This window comes from Nocardia sp. PLKS1-43, from assembly GCF_059510335.1.
This window is the reverse complement of the sequence record NZ_JCAJZQ010000003.1, coordinates 417,397-439,135: the sequence shown is the minus strand read 5'-3', so window position 1 is coordinate 439,135 and position 21,739 is coordinate 417,397. Positions and strand designations below refer to the sequence as shown.

Genomic DNA, 21,739 nt, shown 5'->3' with positions numbered 1-21,739 from the left:
ACGCGTTCAGCTGGGGTCCGATCCCCGAATCGCGGAGAACCACACCGCCACCCCGGCAGCCACCGTGACGGCCCCCAGGAACGCGGGGAAGCCGCCACCGGCGACGTAGACCCACAGCAGGGCCGCGAACGGTGCGGCGACGACGTATTGGCCGTCCAGCAGGAGTCGGCGGGTGAATCGCGACGCGTCCGCGGCGTGCGCCGGGCCGTCGGGATCGGGGCGGGTCGGGTTCTCGTGCAGGCGGCCCACGGGCTCACGATCCCGTATGGGGCCCGATGGGAAGAGCCGCAGGTCGTCGAAATACACGGTGCCGTCCCGGAATTCGGCCTTGGAATCGGTCGCGGTGACGAGTGCCGAATCGAAATAGACCGGCAGCCAACGGGTTCGGCCGCCTGCGTTGAGTTCGAGCCAGGATCTGCTGAGCAGGCGGTGCTGCTGACGTATCCGGCGGCAGCGCAGGGTGTTTCCACGTCGTCCGGTGGACTCGTTGTCGGATGGTCCGGAGGTCGTCGGCGCGGCGTCCATAGGTGCGGGGTCCGCCGATCCCGTTGCCGCGGCGCGCAACCCGGGATCGGTATGCCACGGCAACACTCCGGCCGCGACCAGGAGCCGAAACGCGCTGTACACCACCACGACCAACGCGACCGCGCCCAACATCGCCAACTGCTCCGAACCGGCGAACGGCGCCCAGGCGAGGCAGATCACCAGGGCGCCGATCGTCGTCAGAACCGGATAGGCCAGCGGATGACCCGAACCGGAAATCACTTCAGGAAGCCGATTTTCGTCCAATCGGTGGTGGACAGGCCGAATGCGCCGATATTGGCCAGGTTGGCCCGGGTGGCGTAGGTACCGGAGGCCTGGTTGAGGGTCAGGGAGAAGCCCTCCTGCCAGATCTGTTCATCGGCCTGGTTGGCGAGTTGGATGGCTTTCTGCGGGTCGAGTTCGGACATGGCCTTGTCGATCAGATCGTTGAGTTCGGGTGAGCCGATCCGGCCGAAGTTACCCTGCACGTTGCCGGGAAAATAGCCGTAGATCTGGTCGACGGCGGCCAGCGGGAACGGGGTGCCGACCCAACTCGTTTGCAGGAGTTCGAAATTCCCCGGAACCTCCACATTGCTGACGATGTTCTGGCCGGGCACCGTCTGGATATCAAGCTTCACGCCGACCTTCGCCAGATCCTGCTGGACGATCTTCGCGGTATCCACCCAGGCCTGCTGGTCGTACATGACATCGCGCAGTTCCAGCTTGCGGCCGTCCTTCTCGCGCACGTCTCCGTTGAGCTTCCAGCCGAGCGCGTCGAGTTCCTTGGCGGCCTCCTGCGGATCGAAGGCGACGGCCGCGGAATTGTCCTGATAACCCTTCTGACCAGCCATGAAAATATGGTTGTTCAGAGGTTTGGGGTTGTCGACGATACCGTGCTGACTTTCGGTGACGATCGCCTGCCGGTCGATTGCCTTCGAAATCGCAACACGCAGTTTGGGGTCCTCGAGTATCGAGCCCTTCGCGCCGTTGAACGTGATCGTGCTGTAGGTGGGTTCGGCGGTCCGCCGGACCACCACGCCGGGGCTGTTCTTCGCCGCGACGACATTGGCCAGGCCCGAAACGTAAGTCCAGTCGATCTCGTTGTTCTGTACCGCGCCGAGAACCGCGCTGTTGTCGAGTACGGACAGCGTGATCGTGTCCAGCTTCGGGGCCGGGCCCCACCATTTCGGGTTGCGCGACAGCGTGATCCGGTTCTGGGTCTTGTCGATATTGCTGATGATGAACGGACCGCCGCTGATCGGCAGGCCGTTCTTGGCCAGGGTGTTGAAGGCCTGCGGAGTCTCGGTGTACGCCTTGGGATACAGCGGACTGAACATGGACTGCCACGAGGAATACGGTTTGGCCATGGTGACGACGGCTTGCCGATCGTCCACGCCGCGCTCCACCGACGCGATCCGGTCGTATCCGCTCGTGGCCGACACCAGGAAATCCTTGTTGGCCCCGTTCATCGCCGCGGCTTCGGAACGCATATCCTCCCAGGTGATCGGAGTCCCGTCGGACCACACCGCTTTTGGATTGATCGTGTAGACGATCTTCTGCGGATTGGTGCCGGCCAGCTTGATATCGGTGAAATAGTTGTGATCGACGGAGATATTTCCGGCGGCGTCGCTGGTTACGGTTTCCGGAAGTACCGGGCCCAGAACGTAGTTCACGGTGTCCTGGGTATTGCCGTCGATCTCCAGCGCGTTGTAGTTCTCCGGCATTCCGCCGATCGCCTCGCGCAGATTTCCGCCATCGCGCAACTTGTCCACCGGCTGCGGATTGATATCCGCCGCTGCCCCGACGGAATTGACCCCACCGACCGACCCCCCGGAACTACACCCCGACACCACCAATCCGACGGCGAGCGCCGGGATCGCGAGCGGGAGCAAGGTCGAACGAATCCGCATGGATCGATCCTTCCGTCGGGGCGGCCTCACTTGGCGAAGCCGATTGCGGTGAAGTCGTAGGTGGCCAGGCCGGGTGCGCCGATATTGGCGAGGTTGGCCCGGGTGGCCCAGTTCCCCGGATCCTGGGTCAGCGGCAGGGAGTGGCCTTCGGCGAAGATCTGGGTATCGACCTGATTCGCCAGCGCGATGGCCTTGTCCGGGTCGAGTTCGGACACTGCCTTGTCGATCAGATCGTTCAGGGCGGGTGAGCCGATCCGGCCGTAATTGCCCTGCACATTGTTCGGATACAGGCCGAATTCCTGCGGAATGCTGTTGAACACGAACACATCACCCGACAGGGTGTACTGCGAGGTGTCGAAGTCGCCCGGAATGATCACATTGGTGAAATAGTCCTGTCCGGGGCGGGTATCGATGGACATCTTCACTCCGACCTTCGCCAGATCCGATTGGATCATCTTGGCGATGGTGACCCAGCCCGGATCGTTGTACATGACATCGCGGAACGCCAGCTGGCGGCCGTCCTTCACCCGGACGTCGCCCTGAAGCTTCCACCCCAGGCCGTCCAGCTGCCGCGCGGCAGCGGCCGGGTCGTAGGCGACCGGAGCCGAATTGTCCTGGTAGCCCTTCTGTCCCATGACGAAGATGTGGTTGTTGAGCACCCGCGGATGATCGGTCAGGCCCGCCAAGCTCGTATCGGCGATGGCCTGCCGGTTGATCGCCTTGGCGATCGCCACGCGCAGTGCGGGATCGGCCATGATCGAACCGGGCGCGCCGTTGAAGGTCAGCCAGCGCCACATGTTCATCGGCGCGTGCCGCAGTTGCAGCCCCGCGGTGCGCCGGATCAACAGGACGTCGTTCAGGCTCGCCATGCGCGCGAGGTCGAGTTCGTTGTTCTGCAGGGCCGCGGCCCAGGTCGACTGGTCCAGCACGCTGTAGGTGACGGTATCCAGCTTGGGCGGCGCACCCCACCATTTCGGATTGCGCGCCAACACTATCCGGCGCTGCGTGCGGTCGATCGACTGCACGACGAACGGTCCCGCGGACGGTCCCATATGGTCGGCCAGGCTGTGATTGAACGCCTCCGGGTCGCCGGTCACCGATTTCGGGTAGAGGATCGAATTACCCGAGTACTGACCGCGCCAATCGGCGTAGGGCGTGCTGAAGGTCAGTACCGCCTGCCGGTCGTCGACGCCGCGCTCGACCTTCTCGACCCGGTCGAAACCGTTGCTGATGGCGTACAGGTAGCGCTTGTCCCGCCCGTTCAACGCCTGCCAGGTCGCCGCCAGATCCTCCCAGGTGATCGGGGTGCCATCGGACCACACGGCCTTGGGGTTGATGGTGTAGACGACCTGTTGCGGATTGGTGTTGGCCAGCTTGATGTCGGTGAAGTAGTCGGTATCGATGGTGAGCTGACCGGCGGGATCGGCCTTGAACGCTCGCGGCATCGTCCACCGGATGAGATCGGCTGTCTCGCCTTCGTTTCCGTCGACGCACTGCACATTCCAGTTCGACGGGATGGCGGTGATCGCCAACCGCAGATTGCCGCCGTCGCGGACGTTCTCGCGGGGCTGCGGATTGATGTCGTTGACGGTGCCCAACGTCGCCGAGCCGGTCGAGCCGGTCCCGGACGAACACGCCGCCGCCAGCGCCGATACCGATGCCGCCGCGACGACCTTGCCGAATGTGCGCCTCTTCACGATTCTGCTCCTAGCGGGCGACGACGGGAATGGGAACCGCGTCGATGAGCGCGCGGGTGTAATCGTGCTGCGGATCGGTCAGAATCTGTTCCGCCGGGCCGATTTCGACGATCTTGCCGCGATACATGACCGCGATGTCGTGCGCCAGATTCCGCACCACCGAAAGATCGTGGGAGACGAACAGATACGACAGTCCGCGCTCGATCTGCAGATCGCGCAACAGGTTCAGCACACCGGCCTGAATGGAGACGTCCAGCGAGGACACCGGCTCGTCCAGCACCAGGATCTCCGGATCCAGGGCCAGCGCCCGCGCGATATTGATGCGCTGCTTCTGCCCGCCGGAGAAGTCGGCCGGATACCGGTCGACGTGCTCGGCGCGCAAACCGACTTGTTTCAGCAATTCCGGTACCCGCGAACGAATCTCCTCACGCGGACGTCCGGCGATGCGCAAGGGTTCGGCCAGGGCGTCGAAGATCGGCATGCGCGGATCGAGCGACGCCGACGGGTCCTGGAAGACGATCTGCATCTTCGCCCGGATCTCCCGGCGGCGGGCCTTGGTGAGTGTCGCGACATCACTGCCGAGCACCTCGATCGTGCCGCTCTGCGGCGCGGCCAACTCCATGATCTCGGTCAGGGTGGTGGATTTGCCGGAGCCGGACTCACCGACCAGCGCGAGTGTGCGGCCCGCGCGCAGTTCGAAATCGATCCCGTCCACCGCGCGCACCTCGCCGGTGCGGCGGCGCAGGATCACTCCCGAGGTGATCGGGAATACCTTCGTCAGTTCCGAAACCCGCAGGACCACATGCGAATCCGTCTCGACCTCGGGTTCGGGTTCGGTGATCTCCCGCCGATAGGCCGAGAACAGTTCCGCGGAGCCGATTTCCGCGGTGCGGATGCAGGCCGCCCGATGTCCCGGTGTGATGTCCTGCAGCGGGGGTTCGGCCGCGCGGCACTCGTCGATGGCGACCGGGCAGCGCGGCGCGAACGGGCAGCCGGGCGGCAATGCGTGCATGGCCGGCGGTGAGCCCTCGATGGGGATCAGCGGCGTGCGCGCCGGACCGTCCATACGCGGGATCGAACCGAGCAGCCCCACCGTGTACGGCATCCGCGGGGAGCGGAAAAGGTCTGTGGTGCCAGCGGTTTCGACGATCTTACCGGCGTACATGACCGCCACCCGATCCGCGATGGTCGCGGCGATCCCCATATCGTGCGTGATCATGATGACGCCCGCACCGGTGATATCGCGCGCGGTGCGCAGCAGTCCGAGGATCTGCTTCTGTACCGTGACGTCCAGCGCGGTGGTGGGCTCGTCGCAGATGATCAGTTCCGGATCGTTGGCGATGGCCATCGCGATGACCACGCGCTGACGCATACCGCCGGAGAATTCGTGCGGGAAGGCGCGCGCCCGCGCCTGCGGTTCGGGAATCCCCACCAGGTCCAGCAGTTCCACCGCGCGAGTCGCGGCCTGCTGCTTGGACATCGAGCCGTGTGCGAGCAGCGCCTCGGCGATCTGGTCGCCGATCCGGTACACCGGGGTCAGCGCCGAGAGCGGATCCTGGAACACCATGGAGATCCGGCTGCCGCGATAGGTCGACAGGGCCTTGTCGTCCATGCCGAGCAATTCCTTGCCGCGCAACCGGATCGAGCCGCGCACTCGGGCCTGATCGGGCAGCAGGCCGATCACCGCCAGCGAGGACACCGATTTACCCGAACCCGATTCGCCCACGATGGCGAGCACCTCGCCGTCGGCGACGGAGTAGTTCACTCCGCGCACCGCGTCGATGCGGCCCTCCTCGCCGGGGAAGGACACGTGCAGATCGGAAACCTCCAGCAGCGGAGCGGTCGTGGTCTGCTTCGGAGCCTCGGGTGCGGCGGCGGTGGCTGATGTGTCGGTCATGACTGAGTCTTCCGCTTGCTCTGCTTCGGGGCCTTGGCGGTCTTGCGACGGGCTCGCGCACGGGAGGAACCGGGGTCGAAGGCATCTCGCAGGCCGTCACCGACCAGGTTGGCGCACAGCACGATCGCGATCAGGAAGCCGCCCGGGAACAGGAACAGCCACGGAAAGGTCAGCGCCGATTGGGAATTCGCCGCGATCAGCGTGCCCAGCGAGACGTCCGGCGGTTGCACGCCGAATCCCAGGTAACTCAGGCCGGTTTCGGACAGCACCGCCGCGCCGAGGGCCAGGGTGGTGTCGATGATCAGGAACGAGGCCACGTTCGGCACGATGTGCGTGACGATCAGCGACCGCGTCGACGCGCCCATGTACTTCGCGGCGCGGACGAATTCGCGTTCCCGCAGGCTCAGCGTCAGCCCGCGCACGATGCGCGCGCTGATCATCCAGCCGAACGCGGCCAGCAGAATGATCAGCAGCGGAATCGATCCGCTGCCCTTGGTGCGCGGGGAGAAGATCGCGATGATGATGAAACTGGGCACCACCAGCAGCAGATCCACCAGCCACATGATCGCCCGGTCGGTCCAGCCGCCGAGCAGGCCTGCCACCGCCCCCGCGGCCACCGCGATGATCGAGCCGAGGATGGCCACGCAGAAGCCGATGATCAGCGATTTCTGCAAGCCGTGCAACGTCTGCGCGAGCAGATCCTCACCGCTGCCGTCGGTGCCGAACGGATGGTTCGGGCTCGGCGCCTGATACAGCGCCGCGTAATCCATGTGCCGGTAGTCGTAGGGCAGGATCGGCGGCAGCGCGAACGCGGCGATCACGATGAGCAGCAACACGATCGCGCCCGCGATGGCGGCCTTGTTCCGCAGGAACCTGCGCCACACCAGTTTCCGGCGTCCGGCCGCGGTGGGCTCGGGCGCGCCCTTGCTGATCAGTTCGACTTCTGTCATGACACACGCACCCTGGGATCGAGCATGGCGTAGACGATGTCCGAGAGCAGGCCGGATATCAGGATCACCAGGCCGGCGAAGGTCGTCACGGTGACCACGATGTAGAGGTCCTGCTTGTTGATCGCGTCCACCAGCCATTCGCCGACGCCGTGCCAGCCGAAGATCTTCTCGGTGAACACCGCGCCGGTGATCAGACCGCCCAGGCCGTAGGCGAACAGCGTCGCCATCGGGATCAGGGCGGTGCGCAGGCCGTGTTTGTACAGCGCGCGTTTGCGGGTGAGTCCCTTGGCGCGGGCGGTGCGGATGAAATCGCTCTGCAGAACGTCGAGCATGGCGTTGCGCTGATAGCGGCTGTATGCGGCCATCGAGCCCAGGGCCAGGCCCAGCGTGGGCACGACCATGTGCTGCAGCCGGTCGACGAACTGATTCCACAGCCCGTCCACGGCGGTTGCCGAGGTTTCGCCGGTATAGAGGAAGATCTGCTGACCGGTTGCCGTATTGAGTTCCAGCGCACCGTATTTCAGTAGCGTCGCCAACAGGAAGATCGGCGTGCTGAGCACCAGCAGCGAGATGATCGTGGTGAAATAGTCGCTGAATCGGTACTGCCGGATCGCTCCCGCCGCGCCGATCAGCACGCCGAGCGCGGTACCGATCACCGAGCCGATCACCAGCAGTCGCAGACTCACCCCGATCCGGCGGCCCAGTTCCTGACTCACCGGCTGACCATCGAGGGTTCGACCGAAGTCCCCGTGCACCACGACGTCCTTCACCCAGGTGCCGTAACGCGGCAGGATCGGCTCGTTGAGATGCAGTTCGGCCGCCTTGGCGTCGATCACCGACTGCGGCGGGCGGGGATTGCGCTGCTCGAGACTGTCCAGCGGATGGAACGTCAGCGACGCCAGCGCGAAGGTCAGGAACGAGGCGAGCACCAACAGCACGACATAGTTGAGCGCACGTCGTAGCAGAAAGCCGGTCATCAGTCCCCTCGGGTCGGTTACTAGCCCCCGATCATAGGGATAGATATTCCGGCGAGCGCGTTACGCACGACGACCGCACTTTCCGTCGCGAGATATCGTGCAGAGAAGGTTTCAACGTCGTCGGGCGGTCCGACGTCGTATGACAGGGGGGCGGGTCGTGAGTTATCCCCAGTATCCGGGCGGGTATCAACCGTATCCACAGGGCCAGGGCATGGAACCGAGCGGTGGGACGGCGATGGCCGCCGGTGTGCTCGCCTCGCTCGGCGCGGTCGGGCAAATCTTCGGCGGAGTGCTGGACGTCGTGGTGGGCGTCGCCCTGCCCGATTTCGGCGATTCCGCCGTGGCGTTCCACTCCTGGTTCACCGGCTATCTGATCGTCCTCGGAGTGGTCGGCCTGGTCACCGGGGGCTTGCTCACCGCCGGTGCGCTGGCGATCTTCCGGCGTAAGCCGCTCGGGCGGATCCTCATCGTCGCCGGATGCGTGGTCACGATCGTCACCGGGGTGGCGGCGTATACCGTGCTGAACGTCGGCGATGTGAGCGCGGGGCACGGTGCGGTCGGGCTGATGAGCGGATTCGGCGGAGTGGTCGGACAGGTGTTTCCCGTCACCACCGCGATCCTGGCGTTGGTGCCCGCGACCGGGCGCTGGCTCGCTCACGTTCCCGGGCGGGCGACCGGATATCCCGCGCCGTACCCGGGTCGGGTGCCCGCGGGGTATCCGGCGCCGAACGCACCGTACGTGGATCCGTTCCGGCCGGGCCCCGCGCCCTGTTCCGGCCGGTCGTATCCGGGACAGCCCGCGCCGTACGCGGGGCAGACCGGGCCGGATACGTCGGCCGGTGCGCCGGGCCCGATCGCCGGCGGGACGCCGCAGGCTCCCGGATCGATGCCCTATTCGAACGAGCCGACGCCTTTTCCGGAGGTGCCGCCGCTCGACGCGGCCGAGGATTCGTGGCGGCGTCCGGGAAACTGATTACTTCGGCACGAGCATTTCGGGCAGGATGGAATAGGTGACTCGCCTGAACTCGCCCAAGCCCAGACTGGTGGCCACCGATGTCGACGGCACGTTGATCGATCGGGCCGAGCAGGTGAGTCCGCGGACCCGGGCCGTGGTCAAGGCGCTCGTCGACGACGGTGTGCATTTCGTCCTCGCCACCGGGCGGCCGCCGCGGTGGATCGATCCGGTCGTGGACGGACTCGGCTACCCGCCGCTGTGCGTCTGCGGTAACGGTGCGGTCGTCTACGACAGCGCCGCCGACCGGATCCTGTACAGCAATTCACTGGATGTGGACAGGCTCGCCTGGCTCGCCGAACTCGCCGAACGAGTCCTGCCCGGCTGCGGTCTGGCCGCCGAGCGCGTCGGCGAGACCGCGCACGATGCCGCCACTCCGCAGTTCGTGAGTTCGCCCGAATATCAGCATGCCTGGTTGAATCCGGACGATACGCAGGTCGCCCGCCGCGAGGTGCTCGCCGCGCCCGCGATCAAGATGCTGATCCGGCTGCCCGGTACGACCAGCGCCGATATGCGCGCGGCGCTGGAGCCGCATCTCGACGACCGTGCCGACCTCACCTATTCCACCGATCACGGCCTGATCGAACTGTCCGCGCCGGGGGTCACCAAGGCGTCGGGCCTGACCATCGTCGCCGAACGTCTCGGGATCGAACACCGCGACATCATCGCCTTCGGCGATATGCCCAACGACGTCCCGATGCTGCGTCTGGCCGGTCACGGCGTCGCGATGGGCAACGCCCACCCCGAAGCCATCGCCGCCGCCGACGAGATCACCGGCAGCAATGCCGAGGACGGCGTCGCGCGCGTCCTGGAACGCTGGTGGTCCAGCTGAATTCGCGTTCGCGGGCCGAATTCGCCTCGGCTGGATGGCATTCGCGTCGCCGAGGGTGTTCTGCGCAGTGATCGGGGCAGGTGCGGTGATCGAGACGCCGACCGGGGATCGTGTTCGCGTCGTCGAATGCTGAATGGGTACGGATTCGAGGCCGCGTCCGGCGTTTCGGGGTCGACCTGCTGGATTTTCTTGCGGGAGTTAGCCTGTTCGCTGCCTCCTGAAAGCTGGACTCCGACTCGGGCTGCTGTCACCGGGAGTGCGTACGGGATCTTCGTCGATGCCGACCGTGCCGATGGTCGATGAGAGTGGTTCGCGTTACCGGACCGATCGACGCGAATGTGACGAGTCCGCCCGGATGCGGGCGGACTCGCTGAACTCCTTGTGCGACAAGAGCTAACGCTGCAGGACCGAATGCGGGAATGCCGGGGCGAGTGTGGGCATGGGGGACATCGCATCGGGCGTGGGTCCGGGACTCGGCGATGGCTCGGAATTCGAAGTCGAGTCCCCGGCGTTCCTGCCGGAATCGGCCGGTGCGGCAACGCTTTTTCCGGGCCTGTTCGAATCATATTGTGACACACCGCTATTCGACGGCTTGCGGGCGGCCATCGAGGAAGCGGTGTCCGCGGCTATTTCGCGGATGCGGTCCATCCGGGCATAGGCGGCATTGCCCGGGCAACTGGTCTTGCCGACGTCCCGGTGGGCCAGGACGGTCGGCAATTTCACCGCCGCGCCCTTCTCGTACTGGGTGTAGCCGGTGCCCTGCGAGTGCAGGGTGGTGCTGCTCAGCGGGTTCAGTCCGGCGATCGCGGCCCGCCAGCCGATGAAACGTCCGGCGGCCTGGATCGCCGCATCGGTCGGCGGCTGGGATCGGAAATCGCCCATCAGCGCGACCCCGGCGGTGTGCTCGTTGAAGCCGCCCGCGTGCGCGCCCTGCACGGGTTTGTCCAGACCGCCGGCGCGGCCCTCGAAGATCCGGCCGTACTTGTCCACCAGGGCGTTGTAGCCGATATCGCACCAGCCCAGCGTTTTCGCGTGATAGGCGTAGATCGCGCGGACGATGCCCGGCGATTCCGCCGCGGTGTAATCGTTGCGGCCTGCCGTGTGGTGCACGATGATTCCGCTCAGGCCGTCGTCGACGGTCGGTTTGCCGCACCGCAGCGAGGGGTCCGCGCCCCACTGTGCGCGGGTGATCACCTTCGGGCCGCCGTCGGGCAGCGGTGCGGCGGTCGCGTCCAGCGCCGCGTCGGACGGGCCGCGGCCCGGGTCGATCAGCACGGCGGATACGTCGGTCGCGCCCTCGGTTCGGTCCGTCGCACCGGCCTTGTGCGTGAGCAGAACCTGTACATCCTTGGTGCTGCCGACATAGATCGGCTCGGTCCCGGCGCGGTCGGGCGTGGTCGCGTCGGTGGGGCCGGTCTCGATCGGATCCGCGGAATACCAAGCGCCCCAGTCGCCATCGGCATCGCGCGCCCGGATCATCGCCGTCGTCCCGTCCAGACCCTTCGCGGTGAGCGCCACCATGCTGAACGGCGTCTCCCGCGTGACCTCCTTGACCCGCGCGCCCACCTGTGCCGCCACCTCGGGTGAGACAGCCCCGGGCGCCAGTGCCGGTGCGGCGGGGTCGGCTCCCGGTACCAACGCCGGATCGCTCACGGCCGCATCCGGATTCGCCGATGGGTTCGGCACGGCAGAGGTTCCGGAGGGGTCCGGCGCTGCGGGTGAGGTCGGGTAGTCGACCGGCACGGCCACACTCCTCGCGCCGGACCGCACGGCCGCGGCGGGTGCGCTATTCGCTGGGTATGCCCTCGGATCAGCCGGAATATATTGCGTCTCAGCCGTTTTCGATGCCTTTGGAACACGGGTCGATGCGGATACCGGCAGGGCATGCGCCGCACCGGCCGAGGCGCGGGTGACCCGTGTGGCGGCGGTTTCGCTACCAGGGGAGGGCGTCGCCGGGCCCGGAGCGCGGAAAGCGGCTGGTACCTGCGGTGTCGCGGGTCCGGCCGGAGTCGCGGGTGCGGGCTGCGCCGGGACCTGCGCCTGAGGTCCGGAGGAGACCTGCGGGGTGCCGGGGAGTGGGGCCGCGGGCGACGTGGGCCGAGTGTCGGGGACCTGCGGGAAAAGTGGCGCCTGGACGCCGGGTTGCGGCGTCGGTCCGGCTGGTCCGGCCTGTGGTGCTGCGGTATCCGGGTTGGGCGTGGTCCGCGGATCGCCGAGTCGGGGGAGCGGAATTTCGGCGGGGAGTTGCAGGCCCGGAGGCAGGGGCAGGTTCGGCGGTATCGGCACGGCGCTCGGGAGCGGAAGGCGGCGGAGGTCCGAAAGGCGCAGGTCGGGCAGGCTCAGGCCGCTGAGTTCGTGCAGTGGCAGCACGGCGTCCGGGACCGAGTCCAGTAGGACCTCGGCGAAATGCGCCGGAATAGCGGATAGGTCGCTGTTATCGGTGTTCCGATATTCCGGCGAACCCTGCAGTGCGATCGCGGACAGCGGTGCGACGACCGCGAGCGTGGCGACGACGGGAAGGACGTACGACCTTTTGGGTCTGCGATACGGCACGAGCTGCTCCATTCGGGATAGAACCGGCGACCGTCGGTCGGGTGGCCATGGTTGATTCCTGACGGATCAAGCGTCACACTGGTCCCAACCGTGACAAATCTAAACCTTTGGTAGAGGCTTAGATAGCAATAACTCGAATGTAGCTTTCCGATAGACATCCAGCGGGCAGGCAGGCGGGGAACGTCCCGCCGGCCGGTTCGCGGAATCCGTGGGAGTGCGTGATGACCAGCTCGAAACGTCCGAGGTTCGTGCCCATGCGCCACGGCGGACTGTCGCGCAGACGCCGTCACCGGCGTGTCGCGATGGCGGGTGGGATGGTCGCCGCGCTGACCGCGGGTTCCGGCGTTCTCTATTGGGCATGGCCCGCTGCGGTGCCATACCGCACGACCGCTGGCGTGGACGAGGGGCACGGCCGAGGAATGAGCCAGTTCGGCGCGTTCGACCAGGCCAAATCCGGGACGAATGCGATCGGCATTCTGCAGCGCTACTATCCGGGCGCTCAGCTGGCCACCATCGCGCCGACCACGGTGCGGGTGCGGCTGATGGGACAGGACGACAAGCCGCTGGACGTCTACTCCGATTCCGGGCTGAGTGTCGCCGGCCGGCATGTGCTGCCCGGGCAGGTCGCGCATCTGACGCCCACGTCCGGCGGGGCGGATGTCACCGTCCTGTCGGGCTGCGGCGGGGACGTGCTGTGGCAGGGGTCCACCACCGATCCGTGGGTCTACCCGATCGCGCCCGGCGCCAACCGTCCGGCGGCCGAACAGCTGAAGATCTGCGGTGCCGGCGGATATCGGGGAGCGCTGGGCGTCGCGCTGGACGGCCAGGAGATCCGCACGGTCGATCGCGTCGACACCGAGGACTACCTGCGCGGCGTCGTGCCGACCGAGATGTCCGCCGACTGGGCGGATCAGGGCGGCGGTGAGGCCTTGCGTGCCCAGGCGATCGCCGCCCGGTCCTATGCCCTGGCCGAGACCCGCTACCCGTACGCGCAGACCTGTGACACCCAGGACTGCCAGGCGTATTCGGGAACCAGCCGGGAGGATCCGCGCACGGATGCGGACGTCCGCGCGACCGCGGGCCAGGTACTGCTGCGCGATGGCCACCTACTGCGCACCGAATACTCCTCGGCACCCAACGGCGTGCACCCCATGGATGCCGGCATGTTCGAAATCGGGCCCACCCCAGCCGAATTGACTCCCGCCGCCCCGCTCGCCCCCGCCGATCCCCCGGCACCCGAGCCCGCACCCGGCCCGACCGCCATCGACACCAAATACGCCCAAACCGGCGGCCCTACAGGCATTTTGGGACCAGCCCTCGGCCCCGAATCGCTCCTGCCCGGCCACGGCGGCACATTCCGGCTGTTCCGCAACGGCGTCATCATCGCCACCCCGACCCTGGGCACCAAGGTCGTCGATTTCACCACCCTCCTGCAACTGGCACCCGGTGTCGCCACCCCGGCCGCCGCTGCCAACTCGGGCACTCCGGTCGACTCGAATAGCCCTGTCGGCCCGGCCTCTTCCGCCAACTCCGGTAGCCCGGCTGTGCCGGGTGTTTCGGCGAACTCGGGTGGTGCGGGTGTGCCGGGTGTTTCGGCGAACTCGGGTGGTTCGGGTGTGTCTGCCAACTCGGGTACTCCGCCTGTGCCTGGTGTTTCGGCGAACTCCGGTACTCCAGCTGTCCCGGGTGTTTCGGCGAGTTCGGGTGGTTCGGCTGCCCCTGGTGTTTCCACGAACTCGGGTAGTCCGGCTGGGCGCAGCGCCTCCGTGAACTCGGGCACGCCCAATAACGCAGGCGCTGCCGCCTCCGGCGTCCCCGCCAACCCGAGCGCCTCCGCGGCCGGCGTCCCCGCCAACCCGCCCGCGCCGAACGGCACCGATCAGTCGCCCCAGACGCCTCGACCCTCACGAACCCCACCGGTCCCGAACCAACCGGCCCCCGCTCCCGATGCCGCACCCCCGGCAGGCACGCCGAATGCCGCGTCGGCTCCGACTTCCGCAGCTCCCGCCGCAACGTCGGCCCTGACTCCTACGGTTCCCGCTCGGACGTCCGCGGCCGCGTCGGCCCCGAGCGCAGCGGCCTCGGGTCCGGGGCCGGGTGATTCGGCGGTGCCGTCTTCGGCGGCTTCGGGTGCGGCTTTGACCTCGGCTTCCGCGGTTCCCGCTCGGACGTCCGCAGCCGCGTCGGCTCCGAGCGCAGCGGTCTCGGGTCCGGGTTCGGCTGTTTCGGCGGTGCCGTCTTCTGTGGTTCCCGCTTCGTCGTCCGCGGCCGCGTTGGCCCCGAGCGTAGCGGTCTCGGGGGCGGGTGTTTCGGCGGTGCCGACCTCGGCGGCTTCGGGTGCGCCAGCGGCTTCTCCCGCGACTCCTGCCGCCACGTCGGCCCCCTCCCCGGCGGCTTCGGGTGCGGCTACGTCGGCTTCGGCCCCGATGGCAGCGGATGGCTCGGCTCCGGCACTGCCCACTTCATCACCCGCTCGCAGGTCGGTCCCTACGTCTGCGGCGCCGGCTCCGGCCGCAACAGCGCGAGTTCGGTGACTCCTGCCGTAGCTCCTCCCGCCCGGGACAACCGCGCGACTCCGGATTCGACCGCACGACCCGCGTTGTCATAGCGCTTACCTATCGCGGCCGCGGACGTTCGACTCCGGATGCGGTTCGGTCTGCGATCGTGCGGGTCGTACATGCGACATCGTCCACGCAAACCGCATGGGTTCGGTCATGGTGAGCCGTATGTCCCTGGACCAACCTCCGTCTGCTTCGGATCCGCAGGCTCGCTCCTGCTTCGGGTGCGGCTTCGAGGGGCTCATCTGTCCGGTGTGGGATCGGCTCCGAACTCTGCCCTCGTTCGGGCCGCGAGAGGTGCGGATACCACTCGAAACTGCAACGGGCCCTTCGATTTTGTGAATTCGGTGTCAGCGTTCTCGGGTCGGGGGAGACCGCTCCGGGAGGGCTGCGGTGGGGTTTGCGGAAATACTCCTTGACCTTGACGTAGCGTCAACTTGCATGCTGGGTTCATCGATGTGATCAGGGATAACGGGAGGCGCGGGCATGAGTGAGTGGTCCATTCAGGACTTGGCCCGGGCCGCGGGAACCACCAGCCGGACGCTGCGGCATTACGGGCAGCTCGGATTGTTGCCACCCAGCCGGGTCGGTGCCAACGGCTACCGGTATTACGACCAGGACTCCCTGATTCGGTTGCAGCGCATCCTGTTGCTGCGCGAACTCGGCCTCGGCCTGCCGGTTATCGCCGAAGTGCTTGCGGGGGAACAGGATACGGCGGCCGCATTGCGAACGCATCTGGAACTGCTGCATCAGCAGCAGGACCGGATCGCCCGGCAGATCGCGTCGGTGCACACAACACTGCGCAAGACGGAAGCAGGTGAACCGCTCATGGCGGAGGAGACATTCGACGGATTCGACCACACCCGGTACAAGGACGAGGTGGTCGAACGCTGGGGTAAGGAGGCGTACGAGCGCAGCGATGCCTGGTGGCGTTCGATGAGCGAGGCGGATCGAAACGCGTTCGGGCAGGCCCACCTCGATATCGCCGCGGATTACGGGCGGGCGCATTCGGCAGGTCTGGCGCCGGACAGTGCGCAGGTCCAGGCGATCGCGCAACGTCACTACGACTGGATCGCGATCGGCTGGGGAGGCCGACGACCGGATGCCTGCGCCTTCACCGGCCTCGGCGATATGTACGTCGCGGATCCGCGTTTCGCCGCGAACTACGACAAGCACGGCGCGGGCACGACCGAATTCGTTCGCGACGCGATGTACGCCTACGCCGAAACCCATCTGCGGTAGCAGATTTCGGCCTGCACAGCGCGCCGGGGTGTCGAGCCACCCGGAGTCTCCGGGTGGCTCGACAGTGGGAATTTTCGGGTCGCCGCGGAACGGACGTGCGGGGTAGAGTTCGCGCCCAGATCAGGGGAGGAAAGGAAAACCCGATGAGCTACCCATACGGCCAGCCTGGTTACGGCGGCGGTCAGCCTCAGCCCTACGGCCAGCAGCCCTATGGTCAGCAGCCGGGTTATCCACAACAGCCCGGATACCCCCAGCAGCCAGGTTATTCACAACCGGGCTATCCGCAGCAGGGTGCCTATCCCCAGCAGCCGGGTTATCCCCAGCAGCCGGGCGTGGTTCCGCCGCAGGGCTTTCCCCAACAGATCGGTAATCCACAGCAGTTCGGTAATGCACAGCAGTTCGGTAATGCACAGTCGTCGGCCGGTGGCGGCACCGCGATCACCGCGGGTGTGCTCGCGATCGTGATGGCATTGCTCGGCATCGGCGGGATCGTCTACACCCTGCACGAGATGAGCGTCGCGAAGCAGGCCATGGACAGCCTCCACAACCTGTACAGCAGTCCCTATGGGAACAGCCTTCCGAGCACGCACGTCGATTTCAACGCGGGAGGCTACTACTTCGGCGTGGTGGTCGAGGCCATCGTCGCGGTGCTCTTCCTCATCGGCGGGTTCCTGGTGATCAACCACAAGAACGGCGGCCGGATCATGTTGCTGATCATGTCCTGTCTGGGCATTGTCGGCGGTGTGATCGGTGTGTTCGTCGGCCTGGCCTCCAGCGTGGCGATGCCTGCGGTCTTCTCCATCCCGGGTCTCGTGGTGGTAGGTCTGATGCTGTTCCTGACCCTGTCCTCGGGCACCAAGCGCTGGTGCGGCGTGACCCCGCCGCAGGCTCCGCAGATCAATTACGCCCAACCGCAGTACCCGCGCTACTGATCGGCGTACCGCGGTGTGATCGGCGCGGTACAGTGCGCGTCCGAGGTCGAAAGAGGGGGAGAAGTGGGATATCCGTACGGTCAGCCCGGACATTCGGGTTACGGACCTTATCCACAGCCGGGCTATCCACAACCGGGATATGCACAAGCGGGCTATCCACAGCCGGGCACTCCGCCGCGGAAGCCCGGTGGCGGCACCGCGATCACCGCCGGAGTGCTCGCCACCATCCACGGATTGCTGGGCCTGCTGGTGACGGTCGTGGGGTCGATCGAGACCCGGCAGGATCGGCACGACGGGTACAGCGACTCCAGTGAGATCGTCACACTGCTCGTCGTAGCGGTTTTCACCGGTCTGTACCTCTGCGGGGCGATACTGTTCTTCTTCCGCAGGCGCGTCGGCCGGTACCTGATCATCGGAACGAGCGGGTTGACCCTGCTCGGCGGCGTCGGCGGAATGGTCTACTCACTGGCGGCCGGCAACTTCACCGACCATTCGGACGTGGTCTACGCGTACGTGACGATACTGATCGTGCTGGTATTCGAGTCGCTCACGCTGGGCCTGGCCGCGGTGCGTTCGACCGGCCGCTGGATCGCGGCCCGCACGGCCGCGTCGACCCTGCATCCCCAGCTCGCCACCGGGTACGCCCCGCAGCAGTACCCGCCGCACTGATGCGGCCGGGTCGGCGATGTGGATACCGAGTGGATGACCACCGCCTCCCCGGACCGCGAATTCCACGCGAAATGCGGATGGCGGGCATCGGAAATCTGCCGGTCGGGCGTGTCGGCGCGAGGCAGTCTGCTACTCCGCCGGGCGTCTTCGCGGACTTCCGATACGCTGGGCACCCGTGACCGCCGCAACGCCCTTCGATCTGATCATCGTCGGCTCCGGATTCTTCGGGCTGACCATCGCCGAACGTGCCGCCACCCAATTAGGTAAGCGGGTGCTGGTCGTCGAACGCCGCTACCACCTGGGCGGCAACGCATATTCCGAGGCGGATCCCGAAACCGGTATCGAGGTGCACAAATACGGTGCGCACCTGTTCCACACCTCGAACAAGCGAGTGTGGGATTACGTCAACCAGTTCACCGAATTCACCGGCTACCAGCACCGCGTCTTCGCCATGCACAAGGGGCAGGCATACCAGTTCCCGATGGGATTGGGTCTGCTCTCGCAATTCTTCGGACGTTATTTCACTCCCGACGAGGCACGCGCGCTGATCGCGGAACAGTCCGCCGAGGTGAACGCCGCGGATGTGTCCAACCTCGAGGAGAAGGCCGTCTCGCTGATCGGCCGCCCGCTGTACGAGGCGTTCATCCGGGACTACACCGCCAAGCAGTGGCAGACCGATCCGAAGGAGCTGTCCGAAGGCATCATCACCCGCCTGCCGGTCCGCTACACCTTCGACAACCGCTACTTCAACGACACCTACGAGGGCCTGCCGCGCGAGGGCTACACCGCGTGGCTCGAGAAGATGGCCGAATCCGAACTCATCGAGGTCCGGCTGAACACCGACTGGTTCGAGGTGCGCGAGGAGATCCGCGCGCAGAGCCCGGACGCCCCGGTCGTCTACACCGGTCCGCTGGACCGCTACTTCGACTACAGCGCGGGCGAATTGGGTTGGCGCACCATCGATCTGGAGACCGAGGTGTTGAACACCGGTGACTTCCAGGGAACTTCGGTGATGAACTACAACGACGGCGACGTGCCGTTCACCCGCATCATCGAACCGCGCCACTTCCATCCCGAACGCGATTACCCCACGGACAAGACGGTCATCCAGCGCGAGTACTCCCGTTTCGCGCAGACCGGCGACGAGCCGTACTACCCGATCAACAGCGCCGAGAACCGCGAGAAGCTGGTCGCCTACCGGGAGCTGGCCAAGAACGAAACCGCTACGGCCAAGGTCCTTTTCGGTGGCCGTCTGGGCACCTACCAGTACCTGGACATGCATATGGCGATCGGCAGCGCGCTGAGCATGTTCGACAACGTTCTGCGCCCGCACCTGGAATCCGGCGCACCCCTGGTCGCACAGGACGACCGGTGATCCGCGCCCGAGCAGCCCTCCGCAGGAAGTGACATGACCGCACAAGCGACCCTGGAACAGATGCCCACCCACACCCGCGCCATCTCGCTGCTGCAGCGCGTCATCCTGCCGCGCCCGGGCGAACCGCTCGACGTGCGCACCCTGTACCTCGAGGAATCGGAGACCAACGCCCGTCGCGCGCACGCGATCTCGCGCACCGCGCTGTCGATCGGCGCGGAGTCCGAGGTCTCCTTCTGCACCTACTTCAACGCGGTGCCGGCCAGTTACTGGCGGCGCTGGAGCGTGCTGAGTTCGGTGGTGTTGCGGCTGGAGCTGTCCGGCCACGGCCGGGTGGACGTATACCGGTCCAAGGCCGACGGTTCACGAATTCACGTGCAGGGCAACGAATTCGGCACCATGCCAGCCGATCCGGCGCACACCGGCGAAGGGGAGCAGGCCGGAATCGCAACGGAATCGGTGGAATTCGAGGTCGAGCTGGCCCCGTTCGAGGACGGCGGCTGGATCTGGTTCGACATCACCACCGATTCGGCGGTCGAATTGCGCAGCGGCGGCTGGTACGCACCGATCGAGGCGCCCGGTGCGGGCACCATCGCGGTCGGCATGCCCACCTTCAACCGTCCGGGCGACGCGGTGAAAACCATTGCGACGCTGGGGTCGGACCCGCTGGTGCTGGAGAAGATCCGCGCGGTCATCATTCCGGACCAGGGCACCCGCAAGGTCGTCGACGAGCCGGGATTCGCCGAAGCCGCTGTGCCGCTGGGTGATCGGCTGGCCTTCCACAACCAGCCCAACCTGGGCGGATCCGGCGGGTACAGCCGGGTCATGTACGAGGCGTTGAAGACCACCGACGCCGAGTACATCGTGTACATGGACGACGACATAGAGATCGAGCCGGACTGCATCCTGCGCGCCCTGGCCTTCTCCCGCTTCGCCCGCTCGCCGATCCTGACCGGCGGACAGATGCTCAACCTGCAGGAACGATCGCACCTGCACACCATGGGCGAGGTGGTGGACCGCTCCATCTTCATGTGGACCGCTGCCCCGAACGTGGAGTACGACCACGACTTCTCCAAGAATCCGCTGCGCGACCGCGACAACTCCAAGTTGCTGCACCGCCGCATCGACGTGGACTTCAACGGCTGGTGGACCTGCGTCATCCCGCGCAAGGTCGCCGAGGAACTGGGCCAGCCGCTGCCGCTGTTCCTGAAATGGGACGACGTCGAATACGGTTTGCGCGCACGCGAACACGGCTTTCCGACCGTCACCCTGCCGGGTGCGGCGGTCTGGCACATGGCCTGGTCCGACAAGGACGACGCGATCGACTGGCAGGCGTACTTCCATCTGCGCAACCGCCTGGTCGTCGCCTCCCTGCATCTGCCGAACGACGGCCGCCCGATGGTGGTCAACACCATCAAGGCCACGGTGAAACACCTGCTGTGCCTGGAGTATTCGACGGTCGCCATCCAGAACGAGGCGATCCGCGACTACCTCGCCGGGCCGGACAAGCTGTTCGGCCTGCTGCCCACCGCCCTGGGCAAGGTGCACGCCATGCGCAAGGAATATCCCGACGCGGTGGTCCTGCCGTCCTCGACCGAACTGCCCTTGGCCTCGCACGCCGAGGTCGGCGCGGTCGGCGAGCCGGGCAATCCGATCGCCAAGGTGGCCCGGCTCGGTAAGGGCCTGCTGCACAACGTCCGCAAGGCCAACCCGAAGCACCACGACACCCCGCAGCTGAACGTCCCGACGCTCGACGCGCGCTGGTTCCTGCTCTCCCAGGTGGACGGCGTCACCGTCACCACCGCGGACGGCCGCGGCGTGGTGTACCGCAAGCGCGATCCGCGCAAGGCGCTCGAGCTGTTCAAGGAGGCCATGCGGCTGCGCCGGGAGCTGGCCGAGCGTTTCCCCGAGGTGCGCAACCAGTATCGTGCGGCGCACGCCAAGCTGACCAGCACCGCGGCCTGGGAGGATGCCTTCGGCATCGGCCCGGCCGCGAGCACACAGGAGAATCCGAAATGACCGCAGAAGCCTCCGATCTGGGTGGCAGAGCGCCGGAGTTGCACGTCGTTCCCGATCCACAGCTGCGATCGGCCGAGGTCAAGATCCTCAACGCCGTACAGGGCACCGTCGGATCCAGCCCGGCCGTGATCTCCGCCGCGCGCGGAATGTCCCACTTCGGGGAGCACGCGCTGGGCTGGATGGCGATCGGGGCGCTCGGCGCACTCGTGGACTCCCCCCGCCGGCGGCAGTGGGCGGGTGTCGCGGTCGGCGCGTTCGGCTCGCACGCGGCCTCGGTCGTCATCAAGCGAATCGTCCGGCGCAAGCGGCCGCACGATCCGTCGGTGCAGGTCAACGTGTCGACGCCGAGCAAATTGAGTTTCCCGTCCTCGCACGCGACCTCGACCACGGCGGCTGCGGTGTTGCTGGGACGGCTGACCGGGCTACCCTTGCCTGCGGTGCTCGTGCCCCCGATGTTGCTCTCCCGGATGGTTCTGGGAGTGCACTATCCCTCCGACGTACTCGCCGGCTCCGCGCTGGGCGCCGCGTCAGCTGCCGCCGTGCTAGCCGCCGAAAAGAGATTTGCCAGTGACCGCACAGGAAAGAGCCCTCGCTGAA

The 21,739-nt window shown here is 66.6% G+C and carries 16 protein-coding genes; 9 read left to right on the top strand and 7 right to left on the bottom strand.

Going from position 1 to position 21,739, the window contains the following annotated elements:
• Nucleotides 1-6: 6 nt before the first annotated feature.
• The 6 genes from AC5WS7_RS13795 to AC5WS7_RS13770 are packed head-to-tail and all read right to left on the bottom strand — an operon-like array spanning nt 7 to nt 7,953.
• A complete protein-coding gene (locus AC5WS7_RS13795) occupies nt 7-765 on the bottom strand; it encodes a hypothetical protein (protein ID WP_495954854.1) in 759 nt (252 codons plus the stop codon).
• A complete protein-coding gene (locus AC5WS7_RS13790) occupies nt 762-2,432 on the bottom strand; it encodes an ABC transporter family substrate-binding protein (RefSeq protein WP_495954853.1) in 1,671 nt (556 codons plus the stop codon). Before AC5WS7_RS13790 ends, AC5WS7_RS13795 begins: the two co-directional genes overlap by 4 nt.
• Before the next feature lie 26 nt (nt 2,433-2,458).
• The gene (locus tag AC5WS7_RS13785; RefSeq protein ID WP_495954852.1) at nt 2,459-4,129 is read right to left on the bottom strand and encodes an ABC transporter family substrate-binding protein; all 1,671 of its coding nucleotides are present in this window, start codon (nt 4,127-4,129) and stop codon (nt 2,459-2,461) included.
• A 10-nt stretch (nt 4,130-4,139) separates the two neighbouring features.
• The gene (locus AC5WS7_RS13780; protein WP_495954851.1) at nt 4,140-6,026 is read right to left on the bottom strand and encodes a dipeptide ABC transporter ATP-binding protein; all 1,887 of its coding nucleotides are present in this window, start codon (nt 6,024-6,026) and stop codon (nt 4,140-4,142) included.
• The gene (locus tag AC5WS7_RS13775) at nt 6,023-6,976 is read right to left on the bottom strand and encodes an ABC transporter permease (protein WP_495954850.1); all 954 of its coding nucleotides are present in this window, start codon (nt 6,974-6,976) and stop codon (nt 6,023-6,025) included. The genes AC5WS7_RS13780 and AC5WS7_RS13775 overlap by 4 nt, the downstream gene beginning before the upstream one ends.
• The gene (locus AC5WS7_RS13770; protein WP_495954849.1) at nt 6,973-7,953 is read right to left on the bottom strand and encodes an ABC transporter permease; all 981 of its coding nucleotides are present in this window, start codon (nt 7,951-7,953) and stop codon (nt 6,973-6,975) included. The genes AC5WS7_RS13775 and AC5WS7_RS13770 overlap by 4 nt, the downstream gene beginning before the upstream one ends.
• 157 nt (nt 7,954-8,110) lie before the next feature.
• Here AC5WS7_RS13770 and AC5WS7_RS13765 point away from each other — a divergent pair, with 157 nt between their 5' ends.
• The gene (locus AC5WS7_RS13765; protein ID WP_495954848.1) at nt 8,111-8,926 is read left to right on the top strand and encodes a hypothetical protein; all 816 of its coding nucleotides are present in this window, start codon (nt 8,111-8,113) and stop codon (nt 8,924-8,926) included.
• Between the two features lie 37 nt (nt 8,927-8,963).
• Nucleotides 8,964-9,797, top strand: a complete 834-nt coding sequence (locus AC5WS7_RS13760) for an HAD family hydrolase (protein ID WP_495954847.1) — start codon at nt 8,964-8,966, stop codon at nt 9,795-9,797.
• 393 nt (nt 9,798-10,190) lie between these two features.
• Here the strand turns inward: AC5WS7_RS13760 and AC5WS7_RS13755 are convergent, their stop codons facing one another.
• Nucleotides 10,191-11,540, bottom strand: a complete 1,350-nt coding sequence (locus AC5WS7_RS13755) for a peptidoglycan recognition protein family protein (RefSeq protein WP_495954846.1) — start codon at nt 11,538-11,540, stop codon at nt 10,191-10,193.
• Between the two features lie 1,031 nt (nt 11,541-12,571).
• Between AC5WS7_RS13755 and AC5WS7_RS13750 the strand changes: the two genes are divergently transcribed.
• The 7 genes from AC5WS7_RS13750 (at nt 12,572) to AC5WS7_RS13720 (ending at nt 21,738) form a co-directional block, all read left to right on the top strand.
• A complete protein-coding gene (locus AC5WS7_RS13750; protein WP_495954845.1) occupies nt 12,572-14,884 on the top strand; it encodes a SpoIID/LytB domain-containing protein in 2,313 nt (770 codons plus the stop codon).
• Nucleotides 14,885-15,394: 510 nt separating this feature from the next.
• Nucleotides 15,395-16,150: a MerR family transcriptional regulator gene (locus AC5WS7_RS13745; protein ID WP_495954844.1), complete on the top strand. Its 756-nt coding sequence runs from the start codon at nt 15,395-15,397 to the stop codon at nt 16,148-16,150.
• A gap of 143 nt (nt 16,151-16,293) precedes the next feature.
• A complete protein-coding gene (locus AC5WS7_RS13740; protein WP_495954843.1) occupies nt 16,294-17,082 on the top strand; it encodes a hypothetical protein in 789 nt (262 codons plus the stop codon).
• A gap of 63 nt (nt 17,083-17,145) precedes the next feature.
• A complete protein-coding gene (locus AC5WS7_RS13735) occupies nt 17,146-17,751 on the top strand; it encodes a hypothetical protein (RefSeq protein WP_495954842.1) in 606 nt (201 codons plus the stop codon).
• A gap of 175 nt (nt 17,752-17,926) precedes the next feature.
• Complete coding sequence (glf, locus tag AC5WS7_RS13730) at nt 17,927-19,126, top strand: UDP-galactopyranose mutase (RefSeq protein ID WP_495954841.1); 1,200 nt, start codon at nt 17,927-17,929, stop codon at nt 19,124-19,126.
• Between the two features lie 33 nt (nt 19,127-19,159).
• Entirely contained in the window at nt 19,160-21,142 is a 1,983-nt protein-coding gene (locus tag AC5WS7_RS13725) for a glycosyltransferase (RefSeq protein WP_495954840.1), read from the top strand.
• The gene (locus AC5WS7_RS13720; RefSeq protein ID WP_495954839.1) at nt 21,139-21,738 is read left to right on the top strand and encodes a phosphatase PAP2 family protein; all 600 of its coding nucleotides are present in this window, start codon (nt 21,139-21,141) and stop codon (nt 21,736-21,738) included. The genes AC5WS7_RS13725 and AC5WS7_RS13720 overlap by 4 nt, the downstream gene beginning before the upstream one ends.
• Nucleotide 21,739: the final 1 nt, after the last annotated feature.

What these genes read in the sequence shown, in the direction of transcription:
- AC5WS7_RS13790 (WP_495954853.1), bottom strand. Translation starts at nt 2,432, where the DNA reads ATGCGGATTCGTTCGACCTTGCTCCCGCTCGCGATCCCGGCGCTCGCC.
- AC5WS7_RS13720 (WP_495954839.1), top strand. Translation starts at nt 21,139, where the DNA reads ATGACCGCAGAAGCCTCCGATCTGGGTGGCAGAGCGCCGGAGTTGCAC.
- AC5WS7_RS13740 (WP_495954843.1), top strand. Translation starts at nt 16,294, where the DNA reads ATGAGCTACCCATACGGCCAGCCTGGTTACGGCGGCGGTCAGCCTCAG.
- AC5WS7_RS13780 (WP_495954851.1), bottom strand. Translation starts at nt 6,026, where the DNA reads ATGACCGACACATCAGCCACCGCCGCCGCACCCGAGGCTCCGAAGCAG.
- AC5WS7_RS13770 (WP_495954849.1), bottom strand. Translation starts at nt 7,953, where the DNA reads ATGACCGGCTTTCTGCTACGACGTGCGCTCAACTATGTCGTGCTGTTG.
- AC5WS7_RS13750 (WP_495954845.1), top strand. Translation starts at nt 12,572, where the DNA reads ATGACCAGCTCGAAACGTCCGAGGTTCGTGCCCATGCGCCACGGCGGA.
- AC5WS7_RS13725 (WP_495954840.1), top strand. Translation starts at nt 19,160, where the DNA reads ATGACCGCACAAGCGACCCTGGAACAGATGCCCACCCACACCCGCGCC.
- AC5WS7_RS13775 (WP_495954850.1), bottom strand. Translation starts at nt 6,976, where the DNA reads ATGACAGAAGTCGAACTGATCAGCAAGGGCGCGCCCGAGCCCACCGCG.
- AC5WS7_RS13745 (WP_495954844.1), top strand. Translation starts at nt 15,395, where the DNA reads ATGAGTGAGTGGTCCATTCAGGACTTGGCCCGGGCCGCGGGAACCACC.